This is a genomic window from Cutibacterium avidum ATCC 25577, assembly GCF_000227295.1.
Classification (GTDB): domain Bacteria; phylum Actinomycetota; class Actinomycetes; order Propionibacteriales; family Propionibacteriaceae; genus Cutibacterium; species Cutibacterium avidum.
The window spans coordinates 1,933,286-1,957,508 of sequence record NZ_JH165054.1; the positions used below are offsets into that span (position 1 = coordinate 1,933,286).

The 24,223-nt window shown below is 63.6% G+C and carries 22 protein-coding genes; 3 read left to right on the forward strand and 19 right to left on the reverse strand.

The features are described from left to right. Window positions 1-3: 3 nt before the first annotated feature. Both HMPREF9153_RS08635 and HMPREF9153_RS08640 read left to right on the forward strand, forming a co-directional pair. A complete protein-coding gene (locus HMPREF9153_RS08635) occupies window positions 4-567 on the forward strand; it encodes a GNAT family N-acetyltransferase (protein ID WP_036902440.1) in 564 nt (187 codons plus the stop codon). Then, on the forward strand, window positions 561-1,253 hold the full coding sequence (locus HMPREF9153_RS08640; RefSeq protein ID WP_004811329.1) for a DUF998 domain-containing protein: 693 nt from the start codon (window positions 561-563) through the stop codon (window positions 1,251-1,253). The genes HMPREF9153_RS08635 and HMPREF9153_RS08640 overlap by 7 nt, the downstream gene beginning before the upstream one ends. A gap of 73 nt (window positions 1,254-1,326) precedes the next feature. Here HMPREF9153_RS08640 and hisS read toward each other — a convergent pair whose 3' ends face one another. Next, window positions 1,327-2,691, reverse strand: a complete 1,365-nt coding sequence (gene hisS / locus HMPREF9153_RS08645) for a histidine--tRNA ligase (protein ID WP_004811330.1) — start codon at window positions 2,689-2,691, stop codon at window positions 1,327-1,329. Between the two features lie 128 nt (window positions 2,692-2,819). After that, window positions 2,820-3,491, reverse strand: coding sequence for an MBL fold metallo-hydrolase (locus tag HMPREF9153_RS08650; RefSeq protein WP_004811331.1), 672 nt, complete (start codon window positions 3,489-3,491; stop codon window positions 2,820-2,822). Here HMPREF9153_RS08650 and HMPREF9153_RS08655 point away from each other — a divergent pair. Further along, window positions 3,469-4,767: a DUF349 domain-containing protein gene (locus HMPREF9153_RS08655; protein WP_171023454.1), complete on the forward strand. Its 1,299-nt coding sequence runs from the start codon at window positions 3,469-3,471 to the stop codon at window positions 4,765-4,767. The genes HMPREF9153_RS08650 and HMPREF9153_RS08655 overlap by 23 nt on opposite strands. Before the next feature lie 95 nt (window positions 4,768-4,862). Here HMPREF9153_RS08655 and HMPREF9153_RS08660 read toward each other — a convergent pair whose 3' ends face one another. The 17 genes from HMPREF9153_RS08660 to dnaE all read right to left on the reverse strand — a co-directional run bounded on the left by HMPREF9153_RS08660 (window position 4,863) and on the right by dnaE (window position 24,173). Next, window positions 4,863-7,184 carry a RelA/SpoT family protein gene (locus HMPREF9153_RS08660; RefSeq protein WP_004811333.1) on the reverse strand — a complete coding sequence of 774 codons (2,322 nt, stop codon included), beginning with the start codon at window positions 7,182-7,184 and terminating at the stop codon, window positions 4,863-4,865. Between the two features lie 141 nt (window positions 7,185-7,325). Further along, the gene (locus HMPREF9153_RS08665) at window positions 7,326-8,420 is read right to left on the reverse strand and encodes a potassium channel family protein (protein ID WP_004811334.1); all 1,095 of its coding nucleotides are present in this window, start codon (window positions 8,418-8,420) and stop codon (window positions 7,326-7,328) included. Window positions 8,421-8,422: 2 nt separating this feature from the next. Next, window positions 8,423-8,956 (reverse strand): adenine phosphoribosyltransferase, encoded by a 534-nt coding sequence (locus HMPREF9153_RS08670; RefSeq protein WP_004811335.1) that lies wholly within the window; start codon window positions 8,954-8,956, stop codon window positions 8,423-8,425. Continuing rightward, on the reverse strand, window positions 8,953-10,122 hold the full coding sequence (gene secF / locus HMPREF9153_RS08675) for a protein translocase subunit SecF (RefSeq protein ID WP_004811336.1): 1,170 nt from the start codon (window positions 10,120-10,122) through the stop codon (window positions 8,953-8,955). Before secF ends, HMPREF9153_RS08670 begins: the two co-directional genes overlap by 4 nt. 1 nt (window position 10,123) lies before the next feature. Then, a complete protein-coding gene (secD, locus tag HMPREF9153_RS08680; protein WP_004811337.1) occupies window positions 10,124-11,767 on the reverse strand; it encodes a protein translocase subunit SecD in 1,644 nt (547 codons plus the stop codon). A 73-nt stretch (window positions 11,768-11,840) separates the two neighbouring features. Further along, window positions 11,841-12,278, reverse strand: coding sequence for a preprotein translocase subunit YajC (gene yajC, locus HMPREF9153_RS08685; RefSeq protein ID WP_004811338.1), 438 nt, complete (start codon window positions 12,276-12,278; stop codon window positions 11,841-11,843). A 62-nt stretch (window positions 12,279-12,340) separates the two neighbouring features. Next, window positions 12,341-13,369 (reverse strand): Holliday junction branch migration DNA helicase RuvB, encoded by a 1,029-nt coding sequence (gene ruvB / locus HMPREF9153_RS08690; protein WP_036901822.1) that lies wholly within the window; start codon window positions 13,367-13,369, stop codon window positions 12,341-12,343. 47 nt (window positions 13,370-13,416) lie between these two features. Next, entirely contained in the window at window positions 13,417-14,022 is a 606-nt protein-coding gene (gene ruvA, locus HMPREF9153_RS08695) for a Holliday junction branch migration protein RuvA (RefSeq protein WP_004811340.1), read from the reverse strand. Next, on the reverse strand, window positions 14,019-14,564 hold the full coding sequence (gene ruvC, locus HMPREF9153_RS08700; RefSeq protein WP_004811341.1) for a crossover junction endodeoxyribonuclease RuvC: 546 nt from the start codon (window positions 14,562-14,564) through the stop codon (window positions 14,019-14,021). The genes ruvA and ruvC overlap by 4 nt, the downstream gene beginning before the upstream one ends. 41 nt (window positions 14,565-14,605) lie before the next feature. Then, window positions 14,606-15,400: a YebC/PmpR family DNA-binding transcriptional regulator gene (locus tag HMPREF9153_RS08705; RefSeq protein WP_004811342.1), complete on the reverse strand. Its 795-nt coding sequence runs from the start codon at window positions 15,398-15,400 to the stop codon at window positions 14,606-14,608. Window positions 15,401-15,554: 154 nt separating this feature from the next. After that, window positions 15,555-16,319, reverse strand: a complete 765-nt coding sequence (priA, locus tag HMPREF9153_RS08710; protein WP_004811343.1) for a bifunctional 1-(5-phosphoribosyl)-5-((5-phosphoribosylamino)methylideneamino)imidazole-4-carboxamide isomerase/phosphoribosylanthranilate isomerase PriA — start codon at window positions 16,317-16,319, stop codon at window positions 15,555-15,557. Between the two features lie 13 nt (window positions 16,320-16,332). Next, window positions 16,333-16,953 (reverse strand): imidazole glycerol phosphate synthase subunit HisH, encoded by a 621-nt coding sequence (gene hisH / locus HMPREF9153_RS08715; protein WP_004811344.1) that lies wholly within the window; start codon window positions 16,951-16,953, stop codon window positions 16,333-16,335. After that, entirely contained in the window at window positions 16,946-17,566 is a 621-nt protein-coding gene (hisB, locus tag HMPREF9153_RS08720; RefSeq protein ID WP_004811345.1) for an imidazoleglycerol-phosphate dehydratase HisB, read from the reverse strand. The genes hisH and hisB overlap by 8 nt, the downstream gene beginning before the upstream one ends. Beyond that, window positions 17,566-18,693, reverse strand: coding sequence for a histidinol-phosphate transaminase (locus HMPREF9153_RS08725; RefSeq protein ID WP_036902437.1), 1,128 nt, complete (start codon window positions 18,691-18,693; stop codon window positions 17,566-17,568). Before HMPREF9153_RS08725 ends, hisB begins: the two co-directional genes overlap by 1 nt. Window positions 18,694-18,725: 32 nt before the next feature. Then, window positions 18,726-20,045 (reverse strand): histidinol dehydrogenase, encoded by a 1,320-nt coding sequence (gene hisD / locus HMPREF9153_RS08730; protein ID WP_004811347.1) that lies wholly within the window; start codon window positions 20,043-20,045, stop codon window positions 18,726-18,728. A gap of 4 nt (window positions 20,046-20,049) precedes the next feature. Then, window positions 20,050-20,604, reverse strand: coding sequence for a hypothetical protein (locus tag HMPREF9153_RS08735; protein ID WP_015582708.1), 555 nt, complete (start codon window positions 20,602-20,604; stop codon window positions 20,050-20,052). Further along, the gene (gene dnaE / locus HMPREF9153_RS08740; protein ID WP_004811349.1) at window positions 20,601-24,173 is read right to left on the reverse strand and encodes a DNA polymerase III subunit alpha; all 3,573 of its coding nucleotides are present in this window, start codon (window positions 24,171-24,173) and stop codon (window positions 20,601-20,603) included. Before dnaE ends, HMPREF9153_RS08735 begins: the two co-directional genes overlap by 4 nt. Between the last annotated feature and the right edge of the window lie 50 nt (window positions 24,174-24,223).

Below are 24,223 nucleotides of genomic sequence, written 5' to 3' on the forward strand. Positions count from 1 at the left end.
GGCATGGAATTGACTGGCACCCGTCGGCTACGGACGGATCGCCTAGTACTTCGCCGGTTGACCGTCGACGATGCCCAGCAGATGTATGACAATTGGGCCAGTGACCCGGAGGTCACACAGTTCCTCAGGTGGCCCGCCCATTCCAGCGTGGATGTGAGCCGGGCCATCGTCGGTGCCTGGGTCGATTCCTACGATGATCCAGGAACCTTCAACTGGGGCATTGAGCTGATCGAGGACGGGACCCTCATCGGGCAGACCTCGGTCGTCGAACAGGATCTCAGCGTCGGCCTGGTCAATGTCGGCTATGTCGTCGGACGGCGCTGGTGGGGCAGGGGTTACTGCACCGAGGCGCTGGTCGCAGTGACGGGTTATCTCTTCGCCGTCGCACAGGTCAACAAGGTGGAGGCCAGTCACGACCCGGCCAATGTCGCCTCGGGACGAGTCATGGAGAAGGCCGGTATGGTGACCGAGGGTCTGCGTCGAGCCTCCTGCCTCAGCGGGTCAACGATCCGCGACCAGATCTACCACGGCATACTGCGCAGCGAGTGGGAAGGCCGTCAGTGCTGAATCCTCATCGTGAAGCGACGTGTCGACGGTGGCGCGCAACCTTCCTCATCTTCGCATCACTGGCCTCCCTGACCTGGGCATTCGCAGGCATTCTCAACCCCGCGATGAGCCAGCTGCATGCTTTCGTATCGGAGTACTCCGCCCGTGACCAGCCATGGCGTTACCTCTTCCAGACCACCGACGTCATCATGGGGACCTCCCTGTGTCTGGCAGGCCTGGCCACTCTCGCCTGGGCTGGTCATCGCCCCCTTGGCCGCAAGGGGTGGTCGGGCATTGGATTCGTGGCTGGCGGGCTCTTCAGTGTTCTTGACGCCTTGGTGACGATGGACTGCTCCCCTACTCGTTCCAAGGCCTGTCTAGCTGCCGAGGAGGCCGGTCACGTCAGCCCGAGCCACTTCGTCCACGTCGGGACCTCGACGATCGTCGTCATCGGTTTTGCCCTCCCGATCCTGTTGCTCAACTCCACCATGACGAGGTTCCGCACCTTCGGTCTGGTGGTGGCATGGGCGTGGATCGTGTTCACCCTGCTCAACGGCATCGGGGCCATGGACTGGTTCGATGGCACCCCGATGGATTACACCGGGATCTGGCAGCGTTTCAGCTTGGCCCTGGGCGCCCTGTGGTGGCTGACGTTGGCCGCCGACGACGTCATCACCTCCCGTGCTCAGCGACGCCCAGTTTGCTGAGGTGTGAAGGAGGGCTCCCGGAGGTTACCGGGAGCCCTATTCCTCGTAGGTGTCGTCCTTCGGTCGGCCGCACTCACCACGAGCCGACGACGCCGGGATGAAGATCCTCGGCAGGCGGGTTCCAACTCGCGGCGTCAGCCTCGACCTGGTCACCGGAGCGGATGTCCTTGACAGTGTCGGGGTCTCGGTGGTCGCTGTGCTGAGCGCCCGGGAACCACACGTAGGGGATCCCGCGACGATCAGCATGCTTGATCTGCTTGCCGAACTTGTCGGCCTTGGGGGCCACCTCGCAGGGGATGCCGCGGGAGCGCATCGCGTGGGCGACGGCCTCCGAGCTGACACGATCCTCCTCGGTGTTGACGGCCACGAGGACCGCCGAGGGAACCGAACGAGAAGACGTCAGCTCCCCTCGGGAGATGATCGGGGCCAGCAAGCGGGTCAGACCGAGCGAGATTCCCACGCCCGGGTAGACGTGTTTGCCGTCGGAGGCCAGGGACTCGTAACGGCCGCCCGAGCACACCGAACCCATCGACTCGTGGCCGGTCAGTTCGGTCTCGTAGACGGTGCCGGTGTAATAGTCCAGGCCGCGGGCGATCTTGAGGTTGGCGACCATGCGTCCGGGGACGACCTTGTTGACGGCAGTGACGACTCGGTTGAGGGAATCCAGGCCCTCTTCGAGCATGTCGTTGGACACCCCGAGTTCGCGCACCTTGCCGATGAAGGAGTCGTCGGCAGACTGGATGGAGGCCAGGGCGACACACTTGCCGGCGACGTCGTCAGACAGGCCCAGCTCGTCAGTGAGAAGCTCACGCACCGCGTCCGGGCCGATCTTGTCGTACTTGTCGACCCGCTGCAGAACGGCCATGTGGTCCTCGATGCCCAGCCCGCGGTAGAACCCCTCGGAGAGCTTGCGGTTGTTGACGTGCATGGTGACGGTCGGGAAGCCCAGCTCAGTGTGCAGGCGCTCAAGGGCCGACAGCATCACCAGCGGGGTCTCGATGTCGTGGTGCTCGGCCAGGGTCTGGTCGCCGACGATGTCGATGTCAGCCTGGGTGAACTCGCGATAGCGGCCCTCCTGAGGACGTTCACCACGCCACACCTTCTGGATCTGGTGGCGACGGAACGGGAAGTGCAGGTGGCCGGCGTTCTCCAACACGTAGCGGGCGAAGGGAACGGTGAGGTCGAAGTGCAGGCCCAGACGGTCCTTCTCGGACCGCGAGTCATGAGGGTCAGCGTGCAGTCGATCGACGACGTAGACCTCCTTGTCGATCTCTCCCTTGCGGGTGAGTTGCTCCATGGGCTCGACGGCACGGGTGTGGATCGGCGCGAAACCATGAAGCTCGAAGGTCTCCTCAAGGATCCGGGTCACATGGTTCTCCACCATCTGTCCTGAGGGCAGGAATTCGGGAAAACCGGACAAGGGCTTGAGACGGGCCATGGAAGGAATCCTTCGAAGAGTTGGGTATCTGGGCGGGTTACCCCGCAGGAGTCATTCTGCCAGCCCGAGAGCAATCGGGCTCATTCGCCACTGTTCGGTGAGACTTTTCAGTGGGAGTGCGACGAGACCTACGTGCGGTTGAGAAATGGGTTGGAGATGCGCTCCTGGGCCATCGTCGTCGGTCCCCCGTGTCCTGGCAGTAGGTGGGTGGAGTCGTCAAGGGGCCAGACGACGTCGGACAGGCTGCGAGACATCTGTGCCGGGTCAGCCCCGGGCATGTCGGTTCGACCGATGGAACCTGCGAAGACGACGTCACCGGACATGACGATCGGGCCGAACTGCGCGTCAACCATGCGGATCATGGAACACCCAGGAGTGTGGCCCGGGGCGTGCAGGAATTCCAGGTCGAGGTCGGCGTACTCGTGGTGGGAGAACGGCTCGACGTCGACGACTTCCTCGGGTTCGCGCAAGGTCGTCGATCCGTAGCACTGCTCGATGAGTGGACGGGCGAAGTCAGACAAGGCTGCCATGGGGTCGGCGAGGAGATGCCGGTCATCTCGAGGGCACAGCACCGGGATGCCGTACTGATCTCCAACCTGACGAGCTGAACCGACATGGTCGATGTGACCGTGGGTGAGCGCGACCGCCACCGGGGTTAGATGGTGGGTCTTGAGTGCCTCGCCGAGGAACTCCTCGGCACCCATTCCAGGGTCGACGACGACGCAGTCAGACCCTGGTTCGCGCGCCAGGAGATAGCAATTGGCCTGAAAAGGACCAGTGATGAAGGACGCAATGAACACGTTTGCCACTTTATCGGGCAAGATGGAGCGTATGAGTCACGCACAAGCTCCGCAGTCCTTCGGCCGCGTCGATGATGACGGCACCGTTTACGTCCGAACCAGTGACGGGGAGAGGCCTGTCGGCCAGGTGCCGGACTCCACCAGCGAGGAAGCCCTTGAATTCTTCGTGCGCCGCTATCACGCCCTCGAGACCGAGGTGTCGCTGCTGGAATCACGAGTGAGCTCCGGGACCGCCTCGCCGGAGGAAGCCCGATCGGCCGCAAGCAAACTCGTCACGTCCATCCGTGAGGCCCATGCCGTCGGCGACCTGGAATCGCTCGCAGCTCGGGTGGAGGCTCTCAGCCCCACCATCGACGCCAAGGCGGAGACCCGTCGGGAGGAGAGGGCCGAGGCCAAGGCCCGCGCAAAGCAGGCCAAGGAGGACATGGTCGCCAAGGCGGAAGCCATCGCTGCTGGCACCGACTGGCGCGGTGGCATCGGCAAGTTCCGCGACCTGCTCGAGGAGTGGCGTCATCTCCCCCGTATCGACAAGACCACCGACGACGAACTGTGGCACCGCTTCTCCGGGGCTCGCACCGCCTTCACCCGTCGCCGCAAGCAGCACATGGCTGAGCAGAATCACCTGCGTGAGAAGGCTCGCGTGCTCAAGGAGCAGATCATCGAGGAGGCTCGTCCGCTGGCTGATTCGACGGCCTGGGGCGAGACCTCTCGTCAGTTCCGCGACCTCATGAACCGTTGGAAGGCTGCTGGCCCGGCTCCTCGCGACATCGACGAGAAGCTGTGGAAGGAGTTCCGCGCCATCCAGGACAAGTTCTTCGACGCCCGCAGTACTGCTCAGAGCCAGCAGGACGAGGAGTATCGCGGCAACCAGGAGGTCAAGGAGAACCTTCTCGACGAGGCCGAGAAGGACATCCTGCCGGTCAAGGACATCGAGGAGGCCAAGGCCAAGTTCCGCTCCTTCCTGGAGAAGTTCAACGAGGTCGGTCGAGTGCCCCGTGACGCCATGAAGCGCATCGACGCCCGCGTCCGTGACTTGGAGCGTCAGGTCCATTCCGCGGAGGAGGCCGAGTGGAAGCGCACCGATCCGCAGGCTCGTGAGCGTGCCCGCGCCACCGTCGACATGTTCAGCGCCCAGATCGACAAGCTCAGCGCCCAGGCCGAGAAGGCCGAGGCTGCTGGCCACGCCAAGGAGGCCGAGAAGGACCGCGAGTCGATCAGGACCTACCAGACCTGGCTGGAGGAGGCCCAGAAGGCCCTCGACGAGTTCAGCGCCTGACTGACAGGAAACGGCCCCGGTCACAACGACCGGGGCCGTTCGTCATACCGGCGGCTTTCCAGACAGAGAAGTCAAATCCCGAGAGCCACACCGGGTCACGACTTCACGCGAAAGACGTCATAGACCCCGGAGATCCGCCGGATGGACTCGATGAGGTGCTTGAGGTGGGTTGGGTCGGGAGCCTCGAAGGTGAGCCGCAATCGAGCCAGATGTGTCTTCGATGCACTCATGTTCGCCGAGATGAGGCTGACCCCCTGCTCGGCGAGGACGCGTGAGGTGTCCAGCAGCAGGCCGGCACGGTCGAGACCCTCGATCTGGATGGTGACCTGGTAGCCCTCCTGCTGGTTCTCAGACCAGGAGACCGGCACGATCCGCTCGGGGTGCTCAAGCAGGTTCTTGGCGTTCGAGCAGTCCGTGCGATGTACCGAGACCCCGTCGTTGCGGGTGACGAAGCCCATGATTGGGTCCCCCGGCAGCGGGGTGCAGCACCGAGCCAGCTTGACGAGCATGTCGGGGTCACCGTCGACGATGACCCCGGTCTCGTTGCTGCGATGCCGCGGAGTCTTGACGCCAACGGCGAGCTCCTCCTCGACGTCGGCCGTGGTCTCCTCCGGCCCACCGCCCAGGGCGATGAGCTTCTCGACGACCGACTGGGCGCTGACGTTGTGCTCCCCCACCGCGGCGTACAAGGCGTTGATGCCGGGCACCCGCAGGTCGTCGGCCACCGCGGTGAGGTACTCCACCGTCAGCAAGGACTGCAGCGGCACACCAGCCTGACGCAACTGCTTGGCGATCGCATCCTTACCGGCCTCGATGGACTCCTCACGGCGTTCCCTCGTGAAGTAGGACTTGATCTTGGAACGAGCACGTGGAGAGGCGATGAACCCCAGCCAGTCACGACTGGGACCGGCACCGGGGGAATTCGAGGTCAGGATGTCAACGACGTCGCCGTTGGTCAGCTTGGTGTCCAGGGTGACGAGTTTGCCATTGACGCGAGCGCCAATACAGCGGTGGCCGACCTCGGTGTGGACGGCATAGGCGAAGTCGACGGGGGTGGCGTCCTGGGGAAGGGCCATGACGTCGCCCTTCGGGGTGAAGACGTAAACCTCCGAGGAATTGATCTCGAAACGCAACGAATCCAAGAACTCGCCGGGATCGGACTCCTCCTTGGACCACTGGTTGAGCGACTGTACCCAGGACAGGTCGGTGCCGTCAGGCTGAATCCCCTTGCCAACGGCGTTGGGGTTCTCCTTGTACTTCCAGTGGGCCGCAACACCGTACTCAGCCCGCCGGTGCATCTCGTGAGTACGGATCTGCAATTCCACCGGCTGCCCGCCGGGCCCCAGCACGGTGGTGTGCAGGGACTGGTACATGTTGTACTTCGGCATCGCGATGTAGTCCTTGAACCGCCCTGGGAGGGGATTCCATCGCACGTGCATGACACCCAGTGCGGCATAACAGTCGCGCGGGGTGTCGACGAGGATGCGCAGACCGATGAGATCGTAGATGTCTGAGAAGTCCCGACCGCGCACGACCATCTTCTGATAAATCGAGTAGTAGTGCTTCGGCCGACCGTAGACGGTGGCCTCGATGCCGGCCTCATCGAGGTCCTGACGGACGATCGCGATGACTTCCTTGAGCTGAGCCTCCCGCTGCGGGGCCTGCTCGGCCACCATGTGGACGATCTCGTCGTAGAGCTTGGGATTGAGGGTGGAGAAGCACAGGTCCTCCAGTTCCCACTTGATCGCATTCATGCCAAGGCGATGAGCCAGTGGCGCGAAGATCTCGAGGGTCTCCTTGGCGATGCGGTTCTGCTTGTCCGGCCGCAGGAATCCCAAGGTCCTCATGTTGTGCAGCCGATCGGCGAGCTTGATGACCAGCACTCGGATGTCGCGGCTCATCGCGATGACCATCTTGCGGATGGTCTCGGCCTTCGCCGACTCCCCGTACTGGACCTTGTCGAGTTTCGTCACCCCGTCGACGAGCAGGGCCACTTCCTCGCCGAAGTCTGCTGTTAGCTGCTCGTGCGTGTACGAGGTGTCCTCGACGGTGTCGTGCAGCAGACCGGCGCACAGGGTCTGCTCGTCCATGCCGAGCTCGGCCAGGATCATCGTCACCGCTAGGGGATGGGTGATGTAGGGATCGCCCGACTTGCGGGTCTGCCCACGGTGATAATGCTCAGCCGTGCGGTATGCCCGCTCGATGACAGCGGTGTCGGCCTTCGGGTGATTGGCAAGGACTACCGAGATAAGCGGATCCGTGACGCTCTGGGGCGGTCCTGATGGCTTCGGGGTCCCCCAGCGGACGATGCGCTCGCGCATCCTCATCCGGGGCTGGGGACGCTGCTGGTCAGTCTTCGGCTTGCCCAGGGTTCCCTTGCCCGATCCGTACGGACCGTAGACGCTGTCGTCGGCCATCGGGGCACCTCCTGGCAAGTTGGATTATTCATTCTAGTGGCATTTACCACCGTCATGTCGGCTGAGTGCGACGGCATGTGGTCGGTCAGCACCCATGCCGACAGCTGAATGAGCCTTCCGGTACGGGGGCTCCTGCTGTTCTCAGCGGACCAGGTCAGACTCGGTCTGGGTGCCAGTGGCGCGAGGAACCGCCTTCCGCACGACGACGATGACGTCACCAGCCTGTAACTGACCGATCGACGGGTCGTAGAAGTTGCGCAGCACGTCATTGCGGATGACGGCCAGGAGCCGCTCGTTCTGGATGTCGGCCGGACGTGCACCGATCTCCGTCTTGGAGACCATCCGCTGGACGACCTCCATACCCTTCGAGCTGGACAGCAGGTCGTCGACGACGGTGCCCACGTGCGGGTTGACCGAGGACAGACCAAGCAGACGGCCCACCGCGTCGGCGGAAGTGACGACGGCGTCGGCTCCGGACTCACGCAGCAGCGGAAGGTTCTCGTCCTCCCTGCCGGAGACGACGATGTGGCAGCGCGGATTGAGCTGTCGCACCGTCAGTGTGGTGAGGATGGCCGAGTCATCTCGGTTGAGGGTGATGACGACCTCGCGCGCCTTGCTGATCTCAGCTCGTCTCAGCAGATCCCGCCTCGTCGCGTCGCCTTCGAAGGCAGCCAGGCCTGACCGATTAGCCTCGGCCACCGCAGAGGGACGATTGTCGATGACGACGATCTTCTCGACGGGAACGTCATGGTTGCGCAGGGTGTTGACGGCGCTGCGCCCCTTCGTGCCGTACCCGATGACGACGGTGTGGTTCCTCATGCGCTTCCTCCAAGCACTGTCAAGCAGTCCGCGTCGCCCCTCGTTGGCCAACATCTCGAGGGTGGTACCGACCAACAGCACCAGGAAGGTGATGCGCAACGGGGTGATGATGAAGGCATTAATGAGTCGCGCATGGGGCGCGACCGGGGTGATGTCACCGTAACCAGTCGTGGTCACGGTGACCGTCGAGTAGTAGAAGGCGTCGATCAGGGAGACGCCGTCACCGACGGTGGAATCAACATAGGAGTCATGGTCGACCCAGACGATCAAGGTACTGGTCAGCAACAGAATCGCTGACCAGACCAGCCGCTTGACCAGCTCTCGAAAGGGTTTGGTGGTCTTGAACGGAAGCTTGACCAGGGCCGACTGCTCAAAGACGTTGCGACGGCTCGAAGACTCCATTGATTCCGGCACCATGATCAGACCGTGATCACGGCGTTGACCGGACCGATACCGGCCCGGTCGAGCTTCTCACGGCCCCCCAGGGCGGACAGCTCCATGAGCACCGACACACCGACGAGCTCACCACCGAGCTTCTCCACCAGGGATGCCGTGGCACCGACCGTTCCTGCCGTCGCGAGGATGTCGTCGACGATGAGCACCTTCGAGCCGGGCTGAACGGCGTCCTGATGGATGGTGAGGGTGGCGGAACCATACTCCAGCACGAAGGACTGGGAGTAGACGTCACCGGGGAGCTTTCCGGGCTTGCGCACCGGGACGAACCCAGCGCCCAAGGACAGGGCCACCGGCCCGGCGAACATGAATCCACGAGCCTCCATGCCGAGAACGACGTCGACCCCGCGCGGAGCGGTGTCAACGAGTTCGGAGATCGCAGCGGCGTACCCGTTGGCGTTGGCCAGCAGAGGGGTGATGTCCTTGAAGGTCACCCCGGGCTCCGGGAAGTCCGGAACATCCCGGATCAGGCCGGTGATGAGGTCAGTACGGTAGGTCATTTCTTCCTCTCGGAGCGAGTGGAACGACGCGGCTGATGACGCTCGCTCCCAGTGATGGACGTGACGTCACCAGGCCCTTCGGCGGCGACGGTCTGAGCCGTCACCTGAGGACCCTTGTGCGCAGCACGCTCACGGCGGCGCAGGACACGAGCGGTGTGTTCCTTCATGGCCGGCTCATTCTCACGCAGCTGGGTGAACACCGGGGTGGCGATGAAGATCGAGGAGTAAGCACCGACGATCATGCCGACGAAGAGGGCCAGGCCGAGATCCTCAAGAGGCCCGGACCCGAGCACGAAGGCACCGGCGAAGAGCAGTGCCGCCACCGGCAGAACGCCGACGATGGTGGTGTTGATGGAACGCACCAGCACCTGGTTTACGGCCCGGTTGGCGCCTTCCGCAAAGGTGTAGTCGCGTTTCTGGATGTCCTGGACGTTCTCGCGCACCTTGTCGAAGACCACGACGGTGTCGTAGAGGGAATAGCCCAGAATCGTCAGCACGCCGATGACGGTCGACGGGGACACCGTGAAGCCGATCAAAGCATAGATGCCGATGGTGACGATGAGGTCGTGCAGGAGAGCGATCAGGGCGGCAATGGACATCTTCCAGTGCCGGAAATAGGCCCAGATCTGCAACATCACCAAGACCAGGAAGACGACCAATGCCTTGATGGCCTTGCCGGTGATCTGGTCTCCCCACTGACTACCGACCTTGGAGTACGTGACGGAGTCCGTCTTGGTCGCGGTGGCCTTGGCGATAGCCCCCTGAACCTTGGTGGTCTCCTCGTTGTCGAGTGCCCTGGTCTGCACCTGGACGGCGTTCGAGCCGAGACTGACGACCTCGGTGGAGTCCATGTCCGGGACTCCGGAAGACAGCACTGACCTGCGGATGTCGTCGACGGTCGAGGTCGCAACGTGGGCAGGAGAACGGAACTGCACGCCGCCCTTGAACTCGATACCGAGGTTCAAGCCACGCACCAACAGGCCAAGCAGCGAGATCGCGATGACGATGATCGAGATCGTGTACCAGAGTTTACGGCGCTGGATGAAGCCGTAGGAAATCTCACCCGTGTACAGGGCATGGGTGAAACCGTGCTTGTGCTTCTTGCTCTTCTCCTCGGACCGCCTCGAGGCGACGGATGAGGTCTTGGCGTTCTTGTCGTCAGTCATGTCAGGCCTCCTCCGTCTCGATGGTGCGCTTGGCCCGCGGGGCAGATCGCCTGCTTCGCCGACCGAGCAGCTGAGCTTCCGTGACACCCATGTGCCCAGCCTCAAGGCCGGAGCCGCGTCGGCCCTGGCCCCAGAACTTGGTGCGTCCCAGCAGAGTGACGACGGGGTGGGTGAAGAAGAAACAGATGAGGAGGTCGATGAACGTCGTCAGACCCAGGGTGAAGGCGAATCCCTTCACCTGGTCGACTGACAGTACGAACAGCACGATGGCGGACAGCAGGGAGACGCCGTCGGCCATCAGGATGGTGCCGCGGGCCTTCGTCCAGCCGGTCTGAAGGGCGGTACGCAGGGTCCGTCCTTCTCGGATCTCGTCTCGGATGCGTTCGAAGTAGACGATGAAGGAGTCGGCTGTCACGCCAATGGCGACGATCGCGCCAGCGATACCAGCCAGGGAAAGAGTGAATCCGACAGCCTCGCCCAGGAGCACCATGGCCGTGTAGGTCGTGATACCGGCGATGAGCAGGGAGCCAATGGCCACCAGGCCCAGTCCTCGGTAGTACAGCAGGCAGTAACCGGCAACCAGGATCAGTCCGATGACGCCGGCGATGATCCCGGCACGCAGCTGCTCGCCACCAAGGGTCGGCGAGACATTGTCAACGCTGGAGATGTCGAAGGACAGCGGCAGGGCACCGTACTTGAGGACGTTGGCCAGGTCAGCAGCACTGTCCTGGGTGAAGTGTCCGGAGATCTCGGCCTGACCACCGTTGATCGGACAGGAGGCTCCCTTGCCGCCATCCAACTGCGGGGAGGAGATGACCTTGCCATCCAGGACGACGGCGAACTGGTTCTGCGGGCTCTGGCGCGAGCACAGGAAGGTGGTCGCCTCACTGAAGGAATTCGTGCCGATGGAGTTGAATTTCAGGTTCACCACGTAGGACAGCTGGCCCGGCGGGATTCCGGAGTCGGCGCTCTCGACCTGGGTCCCCGTGATGGCGACCGGGGAGAGCAGGTACTTGGTCTTGCCCTCACGGTCACAGGTCACCAGGGCCTTGTTCGGCGGGGATTCGACGGACTTGGTGCACTTGAAGTCCTGGAAGGCCTTCATATCCTCCGGGGACGGCTTCCACTTCTCGGCGTCCTTGACCATCTTGGCCGCGGAGGTCGGATCCTTCTCGTTGTACTTTGGGCCACTGTCCTTGGCACCAGGCTTCGAGCTGGCAGAGGCGCTTGACGACGCCTTGGCCTTCGGGTCGGCAGTGGGGAGGGCCGAGGGCTTTGCGGGGCCGGGAGTCGGACCCTTCTCACCCACCGGCTCCTCGGCATAGACCATACGGAATCCGAGCTGGGCAGTCTGGCCAACCATCTCGACGAGCTTGGAGCTCTCGACGTTCGGGGCCGAGACGACGATGTTGCGATCACCCATCGTCGTCACTGACGACTCGCCGACACCAAGCGAGTTGACGCGCTGCTGAATGATGAGCCGCGCCTGCTCGAGGCTCGTCGGTGTGGGAGCCTTGCCATCATCCGTCTTGGCCGTCAAGGTGACGGACGTACCGCCTCTGAGGTCCAGGCCAAGTTTGGGTGACCACGTACGCGTAGCTCCCATGAGCACGTACATGACGATGATGGCCACCAGGAAGATCACCAGGGTTCTGCCTGGATGGTGTGTCCGCTTTTTCGTTGCCACGTCGAAAATATTCCTTGGTCTTGGTGGATTGTCAGGCCCGGGGCTGCTCGTCAGTCTCAGCAGCGAGGGTGGACTCGGTAGCCGAGGTCTCAGGCTGGGCGTCGATTGCCGGATCCTCGGCGAGAGTCTCATTGCTGGCCGGAGAGGTCTGTGCCGGGACGTCGTCGGCGAAGGCGAATTCCTCCTCGTCACCAGCAGGTCGAACGATGGCCTGCTTGAGGACGCTGACCTCGACGCCAGGGGCGAGTTCGACGACGGCCTGCTTGTCGCCCAGGTGGGTGATCGTCACGAAGAGACCGCTGTTGAGCACGACACGAGTGCCCTCCTGCAGGTTCGACTCGAGCTTGGCTCGCTCCTCCTGCTGCTTCTTGACCTGCCTCTTTCCCTGCCACACGGTGAATCCGATGAGCAGGATGAAAAGAATCAGGATGGGCATGAGACCGCCCAGCGGGCTGGCGAGAAGAGGCATAGGGAGTTTTCCTTGTCTACGGGTGTGACCGGGGTCATGCTACCCCGGACCGGTGAACATGGTCAGAACAGGCCGTCGCCGGTGCTGTTGGTAGGTGGTTCAAGACCGAGGTGGCGCCACGCCCTGTCGGTGGCAACCCGCCCCCGAGGGGTACGCATGAGGAAGCCCAACCGGACGAGGAAGGGTTCGGCGACCTCCTCGACGGTCTGAGGCTCCTCCCCCACGCTGATGGCAAGGGTGGACAGACCGACCGGGCCTCCGCCGAATTTGAGACAGACGGCATTGAGCACGGCACGGTCAAGGCGGTCGAGGCCGAGCGGATCCACCTCATAGAGATCCAGAGCCGTCTCCGCCCCCCTCGGTGTCACCGGGGACTCGTCGTTGACGTCAGCCCAGTCACGGACGCGGCGCAACAGTCGGTTGGCAATCCGAGGCGTGCCGCGAGAGCGGGAGGCGATGGTATGGGCGGTCCCCTCAGCCAGGTCAACCCCGATGACCCCGGCCGAGCGGGTGACGATCCGCTCAAGGTCGGCCACCTGGTAGTAGTCGAGCTGGGCCGTGAAGCCGAATCGGTCCCGCAGCGGCCCGGGCAGCAGGCCTGCCCGTGTCGTCGCCCCGACAAGGGTGAACGGTGGAATGTCGATCGGGATCGCGGTGGCCCCAGGGCCCTTGCCGACGACGACGTCGACGCGGAAGTCCTCCATCGCCAGGTAGAGCATCTCCTCGGCAGGCTTGGACATCCGGTGAATCTCGTCAAGGAAGAAGACCTCACCGGGAACAAGCGAGGACAGGATCGCAGCCAGGTCCCCCGCGTGCTGAATGGCAGGGCCGGAGGAGATACGAATCGGGGCGGACATCTCGGCCGCGATGATCATGGCCAAGGTGGTCTTTCCAAGCCCTGGAGGTCCGGACAACAAGACATGGTCCGGGGTCGTACCGCGTGACTGTGACGCGGCCAGGACGAGTCCCAACTGCTCGGCGACACGCTGCTGTCCCCCGAATTCCGCCAGGGCACCAGGGCGCAGAGCAGCCTCTTCGGCCTTCTCAGGAGGCTCGGCCCAAGGATCGACGGGCGAATGCTCCACCGAGATTCTCCTTCCTGACGACGTCTGTCAGTGTGCCAGAGGGGTCCGACATCTCATCGAGCCAAACTGCGCAGGGCTGCTCGCATGAGGTTGCCGATCGTCATCGAGGGGTCGGCCTCCTTGAGGGTGGCCACCTCCTCAACAGCCTTGTCAGCATCCTTCGCAGACCACCCCAGACCGATGAGCCCATCAGCAACCTGCTCTCTCCACGGTGCCACCGGCTGGCTCGTACCGGCAGGGGTTGACCCGGCAGGAGCGACGATTGCCATCTTGTCCTTGAGCTCGAGGATCATCTTCGCTGCACCCTTGCGACCAATACCGGGCACGCGGCACAGCGTCGCCTCATCCTCGGCGCTGATCGCCGACGCAAGTTGGTTGGCGTCCAGCACACTCATGATCGCCGCGGCGAGCTTGGGGCCGACCCCGGAAGCCGTCTGGACGAGCTCGAACGCGTCCCTGTCGTCAGCTTCGACGAAGCCGTAAAGGGTCAGGGAGTCCTCGCGGACGAGGAGGGAGGTCTGCAAGGTCATCGTCTGGTCGACACGTGCACTCGCAGCCGTGGCAGGCGGGCACAGCACCTTGACGCCGATTCCGTGGTTGTCGAGGACGACCCAGGTCGGGCCGGCCGCAATCACGGTGCCGGAGAAATGGGAGATCACCGGGCAAGATCCTTCCAGGAACGAGGTGCCGGACGGCCACGTCGTTGGGCTGCCACGGCTGCTTCGATGCGATTGGTGGCTCCGCCTCGCCACAGATGACAGATCGCCAAGGCCACGGCATCGGCAGCGTCGGCTGGTTTCGGCGGGGCTGACAGGCGCAACACCCGCGCGACCATGAGACCCACCTGGGCCTTGTCAGCACGCCCAGAACCGGAGATGGCCGCCTTGACCTCACTAGGGGTGTGCAGGGCGACCGGCAGGCCGTGGCGAGCAGCGATCATCATCGCCATGCCTGCGGCCTGCGCGGTGCCGGTGACGGTGTTGCGGTTGTGCTGGGCGAAGACCCGCTCGACGGCGATGGCGTCAGGACGGATGTGGTCGCGCCACTCCTCCAACCCATCGTGGATGCGCAGCAGACGATGGGCGTGATCCAGATCTGCGGGGGTACGGATGACGCCGACCGCGATGAGCCTCAACGGGGCCCCGGGGCCGCCTTCGACGACCCCGACCCCGCATCGGGTCAAACCGGGGTCGACCCCCATGACCCGCGCGACACGCGGGTTGGGGGTCGTATCTGGGATGGTCACTCCTCCTCGTCGAGAGCCGCAGCGACCTCGGCGGGGACGTCAGCGTTGGAGAAGACGTTCTGGACGTCATCGAGGTCCTCGAGGGCGTCGAGGATCTTGTAGAGCTTGCGAGCATCGTCGAGCTCTACGGGCTGGGTGAAGTCCGGCTTGAAGGAGACCTCGGCCGAGTCGTAGTCGATGCCGGCATCCTGGACGGCCTTACGGACGTCAACGACGGCGTTGGGGTCCGAGATGATCTCGAAGACGTCGCCATCGTCGACGATGTCCTCGGGCTCGGCGTCGATGGTGGCCTCCATGAGCTGATCTTCGTCCACCTCACGGGTTTCGGTCTTGCGACCCTCCTCGACCTCGTAGGTCTTCGAGACTGCCACGACACCCTTGCGCTGGAACAGACGCTGCACCGAGCCACCGTCGGCCATCGTGCCACCGTTGCGGGTCACGGCAACGCGAACGTCGGAGACGGCACGGTTACGGTTGTCAGTCAGGCACTCGATGAGGACGGCGACGCCAGCGGGACCGTAGGCCTCGTACATGATGGTCTCGTAGTTGACGGCGTCGGCGCCCTCACCGGAACCGCGCTTGACGGCGCGGGTGATGTTGTCGTTGGGGACCGAGCTCTTCTTCGCCTTCTGGATGGCGTCGTAGAGGGTCGGGTTGCCCGACGGGTCTCCACCACCGAGTCGTGCCGCCACCTCGATGTTCTTGATCAGTCGGGCGAACAGCTTGCCACGCTTGGCGTCGATGGCCGCCTTCTTGTGCTTGGTGGTGGCCCACTTGGAGTGACCGCTCATGAACGGTGTCTCCCTTCCTCGAATGTCGCAGTTATCGGCCCAGAGGGGCCAAGCATTCGGCGCAGGACGAGCCCACGCACACAATGAAGTAGTCTACACTCCTCACCCGACGTCGAATCGGGCTGAGGAGAGCGGACGGTGACCTGACCGTCAGTCAGCGTCGGGTACGGGGGGCAGAGTCCGCCGGGATCGGTGCCCGGCACACCTCGAGGGCCTCCGGCAGGGTGAAATTACCCACGTAGAGAGCAGTTCCCACGATGGCTCCCTCCACCCCGATCGGGACCAGTCCGCGCAGACGACGCAGGTCCTCCAGGGTGGCGATGCCTCCGGACGCGACGACGGTTCCCTGGATGCGCGCACAGATTCGGCCCAAGAGTTCATAGTTCGGTCCGGTCAACATGCCGTCGCTGGTCACGTCGGTGACGACGTAGCGCTTGCACCCGGCGTCCTCGAGCCGGGCCAGGACGTCGAGGACCTTGCCGCCCTCGCGAGTCCAGCCGCGCGCCGCGAGCTGATCTCCCCTGACGTCCAGACCGATGGCGACCTGTTCGCCATAGCGGCGCACGACCTCGTCACACCAGGTGGGATTCTCCAGAGCGGCGGTACCGATGTTCACGCGAGTGGCGCCGGCCGACAGAGCCGATTCCAGACTCTTCTGATCGCGGATACCGCCCGACACCTCGACGTTGATGTCCATCTGCTCGACGATGTTGCTGATGATCTCAGTGTTGGATCCACGTCCGAAGGCGGCGTCGAGGTCGACCAGGTGAATCCACTGGGCTCCCAGACCTCGCCACCTGTGAGCCACCTCCAGGGGATCACCGAACGCGCGTTCGGAACTGGCCACCCCTTGTTGCAACTGGACGGCGCGTCCACCCTGGACGTCAACGGCTGGAAGTAGTGTGAGTTCTCCGGTCACGAGGGTCAGGTTATCAACACACCCGAGCCATCCACCGTTCGAGCAAGGCCAGACCCGCCGTTCCGGACTTCTCGGGATGGAACTGGGTGGAGGTCACCGGACCAACCTCAGCGGCGGCGACGAAGGTCGCACCTTGATGGGTTGCCGTGGTGAAGTGGTCGTCAGGCCCGTCAACGAGCACCCCGTAGGAGTGGACGAAGTAGAACCTCTCGCCATCCGCATGCCGAAACAGGGTCGTCCGGGTCCCCGGTTGGACGGTGTTCCACCCCATGTGTGGCAGGCGGTCAGCCGGCAGCTCCTCGACGACACCGGGCAGTACCCCGAGGCACTCGACGTCGACGCCGCGTTCACTGCCACGCTCGAAGAGCATCTGATGGCCGACACAGATCCCGAGCAAGGGCCGTCCCTCGCCAACCCAACGATGCACCAGGTGGTCCCCACCCATGGCGCGCAGGCCTGCCATGCAGGCTGCCAAGGCTCCCACTCCGGGCAGGACGAGGGCGTCATTGTCGAGCAGAGCTCCCGGGTCACGGGAAATCGTGACGGTGGCACCGGCCCTGCGCAGGGCGCGCCCGGCCGAATGCAGATTTCCCGAGCCGTGGTCGATGATGCCGACCCGCACCGGATCAGACATCGAGGGCACCCTTGGTGCTGGGGACACGCCCGGCATTGCGCGGATCCGGAGCGACGGCAATCCTCAGAGCGCGGGCCAGAGCCTTGTACTGGGCCTCGCAGATGTGGTGGGGGTCCCGTCCGGCCAGCAGACGCAGGTGCACGCACAGGCCAGCATTGAGAGCCAGTGACTGCACGACGTGATAGGTCATGGATCCTTGGTAGGGAACACCGGAACCGCCGAGACGAGCGTAGATCTGACCCTCCGGCTCTCCGGTGCACTCCACCCACGGGCGCCCAGCGACGTCGACGACGCATTGTGCGAGCGCCTCGTCGAGAGGGACCACGGCGTCACCGAAGCGAGCGATCCCTCGCTTGTCGCCGAGGGCTTGGGCCAAGGCCTGTCCCAGCACGATGGCAGTGTCCTCGACGCTGTGGTGACCGTCGATCTCGACGTCTCCGGTGGTGGTGATCGACATGTCGATGCCTGAATGCTTGGCAAGGGCCGTGAGCATGTGGTCGTAGAAACCGACCCCGGTGGAGATGGTCGACTCCCCCTCGCCGTCAAGATCAATGGAAACGTCGACGTTGGACTCGGAGGTCTCGCGGTGAACGTGAGCGCAGCGGTGGGTCATCAATCCTCCTCGGGATCGAGCCGACGAGCGGTCGGAAGGACGTCGAGCAGTGCAGCTCGGAATGCGTCGGTCTCCCGAGGAGTACCAGCACAGACACGCAGGTAGCCAGTCGGGCCCACCTCACGGACGAGAACGCCGTGGTCGAGAAGGGCCCGGAAGACCGCATGGCGATCGGCGAACCTCCCGAAGAGGACGAAGTTCGACTGGGACGAGACGACGTCCAGACCGTGCGCGCGCAACCAGTCCTCGAGGTTGGCACGCGTCTCACGGAGTTCGTCGACCCGAGCGAGCATCTCGGGAGCATGGGCCAGAGCGACCCGGGCCACCACCTGGGACACCTCCGACAAGTGGTAGGGCAATCGGACAATCCTTAGGGCGTCTACAACGGCAGGAGCCGCAACGGCATATCCAAGACGACCTCCGGCTAGGGCAAACGCCTTCGAGAGGGTGCGCACCACGATGAGGCGTCCATGCTTGGGAAGCAGGGCGATTGCCGAGTCCTCCGGGGTATCGGTGAACTCCTGGTAGGCCTCGTCGACGACGATGATCGCGTCGGTGGCCGAACAGACCTCGTCTATGACCGCCACCGGGATGGTGGTGCCGGTCGGGTTGTTCGGCGTGGTCAGCAGGACGACGTCCGGCTTGACCTCCTCGATGGCGCTCACGATCTCGTCGGTGGTCAGACCGTAGGAGGCATTGCGGGGACGAGTGACGTACTCGGTGTGAGTGTTGCGTGCGTACTCGGGATACATCGAGTAGGTCGGCGTGAAGGTCAGGAGAGTACGACCCGGACCGCCGAAGGCCTGCAGGATGTGGGTCATGACCTCGTTGGACCCATTGGCCGGCCAGATCTGATCGCTGCTGACCCCGAATCCGATGTACCTGGCAAGGTCCTCGCGCAAACCCGTGGCCTCTCGGTCCGGGTAGCGATTCAACCCCTTGCCGGCATTGGAGACGGCCTTGGCCATGTCCTTGCGCACCGATTCCGACGGTGGGTACGGGTTCTCATTGACGTTGAGGCACACCGGGACGTCGAGCTGCGGGGCACCGTAGGGCTCCTCCCCCACCAGTTCGGGGCGAAGCGGCAGATCAGCCAATTGAATGGGGTTCGGCTGCGGCTTGGCCATCGGACGGGGCTGGGTCGTCCGTCGACGCTGGGTCATCGCGGCCTCCTCACGGTGATGGCATTGGCATGGCCGGGCAGGTTCTCGGCCAGGGCGAAGTTCTCGACGGAATCGGCAAGGTCGAGCAGGGCGTCCTCGGTGTAGTCAATGACGTGGATAGCTCTCATGAACGAACGCACCGACAGTCCCGAGGAGTGGCAGGCAGCACCTGCCGTCGGCAGCACGTGGGTGGATCCAGCCGAGTAGTCACCCAGGGAGACCGGGGACCAAGGACCGACGAATATGGCACCGGCGTTGTGGACTCGCGCTGCCACCGCGGCGGCATCGGCCGTCTGAATTTCCAGGTGCTCGGCGGCATAGGCGTTGACAACCTCAAGACCTTGGTCGATGTCGCGCACCATGACTATGGCCGACTGCTCGGAGGTCAGTGAGGTACAGATCCGCTCGGAGTGCAGGGTAGCCTCGACCATCGTGGCCAACTCCTTCTCCACGATGTCGGCCAGCTCGGTGGAATCGGTGACGAGAACAGCGGCGGCGAGCGTGTCGTGTTCGGCTTGGCTCATGAGGTCGGCAGCAACGTGACGTGGATCAGCGGTCTTGTCGGCCAGGATGGCGATCTCGGTCGGACCAGCCTCCGAGTCGATGCCGACGGTGCCACGCAGGTAGCGCTTGGCAGCAACGACATAGATGTTGCCCGGTCCGGTGACCATGTCGACCCGCGGGCAGGAATCGGCCTCGTCGGAGCCTTCGACACCGTGGGCGAACATGGCGATGGCCTGGGCGCCGCCGACGGCATAGACCTCGTCAACCCCGAGCAGGTGACACAAAGCGAGGATGTTGGGGTGCGGCAGGCCACCGAACTCAGCCTGCGGCGGGGATGCCACCGCGATCGACGTAACGCCGGCTTCCTGGGCCGGGACGACATTCATGATGACCGAGGAGGCCAACGGGGCAAATCCGCCAGGGACGTAGAGCCCCACTCGGCCTACGGGAACGATGCGCTGACTCACACGAGCACCGGCAGCCACCTCGACCGGTGCCGGCGAGGTTTCCACCTCGGCCTCCCGGCACACCTGACGACGTCGACGAATGGACTCGGTGAAGGCCTGACGCAAGGTGTCGTCAAGGTCGGCAGCCGCCTCGACCAGGACCTCAGCCGGAACCCTCAGATGATCCGGAACCACATGGTCGAACTTCTCGCTGTATTCGCGCAGTGCCTCTGCGCCACGGTCCTTGACCGCAGCGCAGACAGGGATGATGGCCGCCATCGCGGCATCGACATCAAAGTCAGCGCGCGGCACGGCGCGACGCAGGTCGCCAGTGGTCTCACGGGTCAGATCGACGATTCTCAGCACACCGTCAGTCTAGTGAAGCCTCGGTCGCCGGTTCGGAGCGTCCAGTTCGCGGAGAGCGACGCCAGGCCGTCACCAAGGATGCAATAAGCATCGGGACCATTGCTGCAAGCAACCAGACCAGCACCGACACCCAGGTGTGGAGGGCAAAATCAACCGGAACGACCTCACCCGTCTTGGCCGCAACAATGCGCTCGGCGAAGGAGTCCGGGCCGATGAGTACCCCTACCCACCAGCAGGCCAGGGCAGACAGACAGGACGACACCCCGGCAGCCAGTACTCCCCACGCACCGCGACGGCGCATCAGGACCCAGCTCAGGAAGCCGATGATCAGTCCGACGATCAGGCCCACGAGGCAGTACACGGCGTCGGTCGAAAAGACCTGGGTGAGGCCCTTCTCCGTTGTCGATGCCGCACCATCGGATCCCACCGTGTAGGTCGGCAAGGTCACCATGGAGTGCCATATCGGAGCAGCCAGTCCGCCCAGGACGACGCCCATCCCCACGACGAGCAGGCTCGACCGCAGAATCGCGAGACCGTGAGCACGGATCGTCTCGTTCATGACTGCCTCCTGGGGATGCATGAGGGGCCGAGCAGGGCCTTGAGGTCGGCCATCAGCGGCTGGCCAGTGGTGACTTTGAGTTCATCGGCAAGCCGGAAGGTGGTCGTCACCTTTCCGTCGAGGAGTCGCAGTCTCACCTCGGAGCTACCCGGGTGGTTGCGCAGCACTCCCCGCAGGCCCTCGATGGTGCCCCGGTTGCATCGTCCGCGACGTAGATCAATCGTCATGGGGGCATTGCCGGCATCGGTGAGGTCCAGCAGCCAGACGTCATTGGCTGACATCTCGACGGTCTCGTCACGTTCCCTGATGAATCCGCGCACCTTGAGGATGCTGTCGACGGCCAGTAGCGGCTCCACGCGCTGGTACACCTTCGGGAAACAGGCAATAGTGATGGAGGCGCCGAGGTCCTCCAGCGTGATAGAGGCCCAGATGTCACCGTTCTTGGTGGTACGTCGGACGATCTGAGTGACCATACCGGCGATGGTGTAGCGCCCCTCATGATGGCCTTCAGGGTTGACGAGTTCGGCCACCGAGATGTCTGATTCGGCCTCCAGAGCAGCTTCCAGGCCTCGCAGCGGGTGATCGGAGACGTACAGACCCAACATCTCACGCTCGAAGGCGAGCTTGGTACTGCGGTCCCAGTCGTCCTCCGGAACGACCCGCTCGACACCCAGCTGGGTGGGTTCCGAGTCGTCCCCCATGCCGAAGAGGTCGTCCTGACCATTGGCCTGGTGGCGTTTGATGTCGATGACGGCATCGACCGCCTGCTCGTAGACCGCCATCAGGCCGCGTCGGGAATGGCCCATGGAGTCGAAGGCGCCAGCCTTGATGAGGGACTCGATGAGCCTCTTGTTGCACACCGTCAGGCTGACCTGGTCAAGGAAGCTGAAGAAATCAGTGGCCGGGCCGTTCTCCTCACGGGCCCGAATGATCTCCGCGACGGCGTTGGCACCGACATTGCGGACAGCTCCCAGACCGAACCTGATGTCCTCACCGACAGCGGTGAACTCCAGCGAGGAGGCGTTGACGTCGGGAGGCAGGACATTGATGTGCTGGGACCGCATGTCGGCCAGGTACATCGCCATCTTGTCCTTGTCGTCACCGACACTGGTCAGCAGGGCAGCTCCGTACTCGGCCGGGTAGTTGGCCTTGAGATAGGCCGTCCAGTAGGAGACCAGTCCATAACCGGCAGCGTGGGACTTGTTGAAGGCGTATCCGGCGAAGGGGACCATGACGTCCCACAGGGTCTGGATGGCGTCGTCGGAGTACCCGTGTTCACGCATGCCAGCCTGGAAGGGGATGAAGTTCTCCTCCAGGATGTGCTTCTTCTTCTTGCCCATGGCACGACGCAGAAGGTCAGCGCCACCCAGGGTGTAGCCAGCGAGCTTCCGGGCGATCGACATGATCTGCTCCTGGTACACGATGAGGTGGTACGTGGGAGCAAGGATCTCGTCGAGGTCCTCCTTGAGTTCGGGATGGATCGGGATGATCGGTTCTCGGTTGTTCTTGCGCTGGGCATATGAGATGTGCGCATTGGCACCCATCGGGCCTGGTCGGTACAGGGCCAACACGGCAACGATGTCATCGAAGCAGGTTGGTCCCATGAGACGCAGCAGGGATCGCATGGCCGTGCCATCGAGCTGGAAGACGCCCAGGGTGTCGCCTCGGGCCAGCATCTCGTAGGTGTTCTCGTCATCAAGGGCAAGCTCCTTGAGATCGACGTCGATCCCCCGGTTCTCCTTGATGATCTTGATGCAGTGATCCATGATGCCGAGGTTTCGCAGACCCAGGAAGTCCATCTTCATGAGCCCCATCTCCTCGAGCTGGGGGTAGGCGAAGCCGGCGATGATCATGCCGTCCTTGTCGCGCTTGTGCATCGGCACCAGGTCGAGCAGCGGAGCGCTGGACAGGATGAAGGCACATGCGTGCACACCGGTACCGCGGATCAATCCCTCGAGGCCCTTCGCCGTCTCGACAACCTTGGCGACGTCGGGGTTGTCGGCAACCAGCTGGCGGAACTCCTGGCCCTCGCCGTACCTCTCGTGGGAAGGATCGAAGATCTTGCCCAGCGGAATTCCCTTGCCCATGACATCCGGGGGCATGGCCTTGGTGATCTTGTCTCCGAGGGCGAAAGGATAGCCGAGAATACGATTGGCGTCCTTGACGGCAGCCTTGGCCTTGATCTTGCCGAAGGTGTTGACCTGGCTGGTGTACTCCGCCCCGTACTTGTGGGTGACGTAATCGATGACCTTGTCACGCTGGCGATCGTCGAAGTCGAGGTCGATGTCGGGCGGGTTGACACGCTCCGGGTTGAGGAACCTCTCGAACAGCAGTCCGTGTTCCAGCGGATTGATGGCGATGATACCCGTCAGATAGGCGACGAGGGAACCGGCAGCCGATCCACGACCCGGCCCGACCGGCACGCCCATGGAGCGCGCCGCATTGCATATGTCGGAGACGACGAGGAAGTAGGAGGAGAATCCCAGCGGCTCAATGACCGAGAGTTCCGTCTCGAGACGGTCGAGGACCTCCTTAGGCGGATTCGGACCGAACTTCTCATCCATGCCCTCCTGAAGCTTCTTACGAAGCCAGGACTCCTGCGTCTCCCCTTCCGGGACGTCGAACTGCGGCATCCGGTCGACGTGATTGAAGACCTCGTCGTAGGACCCGATCATCTCGGTCAGCAGCAGGGTGTTGTCGCAGGCCTCGGGATGATCCGGGAACAGCGCCCTCATCTCGTCAGAGGACTTGATGTAGTAGCCCGAACCATTGAAGCGGAAGCGGTTCGGATCATCCTTGTTACGCCCCACACCGACGCACAGCAGGGAGTCATGGGCGTCAGCCTGGTCCTCGGTGACGTAGTGCGAGTCATTGGTGACCAGAAGAGGAATGTCCAGCCTCTTGGCCAGCCTCAGCAGGTCGGATCGCACCTGCTTCTCGATCGGGACACCATGGTCCATCAACTCGCAGAAGTAGTTCTCCTTGCCGAAGATGTCCTGGTAGACAGCCGCAGCCTGGCAGGCTTCCTCGAACTGCCCCAGACGCAGTCGGGTCTGCACCTCACCCGACGGGCATCCGGTGGAGGCAATGATGCCACCGGGGTACTTGGACATCAGTTCGCGGTCCATGCGGGGCTTCATGTAATAGCCCTCGTAAGAGGCCAGGGAGGACAACCGGAACAGGTTGTGAAGCCCCTCCGGATCCTTGGCCCACATCGTCATGTGGGTGTAACGGCCACCTCCGGAGACGTCCTTGCCACCCTCGGCGTCCGGATCACCTGCGTCACGGGAGGTTCCCCAGAATTCCTGGACCCGGGACATGCGCGTACTCGGGGCGACATAGGCCTCGATGCCGATGATCGGTTTGACCAGCGAATTCTGGTCTCCGTCGTATTTCTTGGAGATCTGGAAGAACTCGTAGGCACCGAACATGTTGCCGTGGTCGGTCATGGCGACCGCCGGCATGCCCTGACGAGCCACCTCGGCAAAAAGCTTCTCGTTGCTGGCAGCACCATCCAGCATCGAGTACTCAGTGTGAGTATGAAGGTGGACGAAGTCGGATCGGGCCACGGACAGTCCTTTCACGAACCGACCGGAATGGAGGTCACTCCGGCCCTAGG

What these genes read in the sequence shown, in the direction of transcription:
- HMPREF9153_RS08670 (WP_004811335.1), bottom strand. Translation starts at nt 8,956, where the DNA reads ATGACCTACCGTACTGACCTCATCACCGGCCTGATCCGGGATGTTCCG.
- HMPREF9153_RS08705 (WP_004811342.1), bottom strand. Translation starts at nt 15,400, where the DNA reads ATGAGCGGTCACTCCAAGTGGGCCACCACCAAGCACAAGAAGGCGGCC.
- HMPREF9153_RS08665 (WP_004811334.1), bottom strand. Translation starts at nt 8,420, where the DNA reads ATGGTGCCGGAATCAATGGAGTCTTCGAGCCGTCGCAACGTCTTTGAG.
- HMPREF9153_RS08635 (WP_036902440.1), top strand. Translation starts at nt 4, where the DNA reads ATGGAATTGACTGGCACCCGTCGGCTACGGACGGATCGCCTAGTACTT.
- HMPREF9153_RS08660 (WP_004811333.1), bottom strand. Translation starts at nt 7,184, where the DNA reads ATGGCCGACGACAGCGTCTACGGTCCGTACGGATCGGGCAAGGGAACC.
- hisH (WP_004811344.1), bottom strand. Translation starts at nt 16,953, where the DNA reads ATGTCTGATCCGGTGCGGGTCGGCATCATCGACCACGGCTCGGGAAAT.
- hisS (WP_004811330.1), bottom strand. Translation starts at nt 2,691, where the DNA reads ATGGCCCGTCTCAAGCCCTTGTCCGGTTTTCCCGAATTCCTGCCCTCA.
- hisB (WP_004811345.1), bottom strand. Translation starts at nt 17,566, where the DNA reads ATGACCCACCGCTGCGCTCACGTTCACCGCGAGACCTCCGAGTCCAAC.
- HMPREF9153_RS08725 (WP_036902437.1), bottom strand. Translation starts at nt 18,693, where the DNA reads ATGGCCAAGCCGCAGCCGAACCCCATTCAATTGGCTGATCTGCCGCTT.
- secF (WP_004811336.1), bottom strand. Translation starts at nt 10,122, where the DNA reads ATGACTGACGACAAGAACGCCAAGACCTCATCCGTCGCCTCGAGGCGG.
- ruvC (WP_004811341.1), bottom strand. Translation starts at nt 14,564, where the DNA reads ATGGGGGTCGACCCCGGTTTGACCCGATGCGGGGTCGGGGTCGTCGAA.
- yajC (WP_004811338.1), bottom strand. Translation starts at nt 12,278, where the DNA reads ATGCCTCTTCTCGCCAGCCCGCTGGGCGGTCTCATGCCCATCCTGATT.
- HMPREF9153_RS08735 (WP_015582708.1), bottom strand. Translation starts at nt 20,604, where the DNA reads ATGAACGAGACGATCCGTGCTCACGGTCTCGCGATTCTGCGGTCGAGC.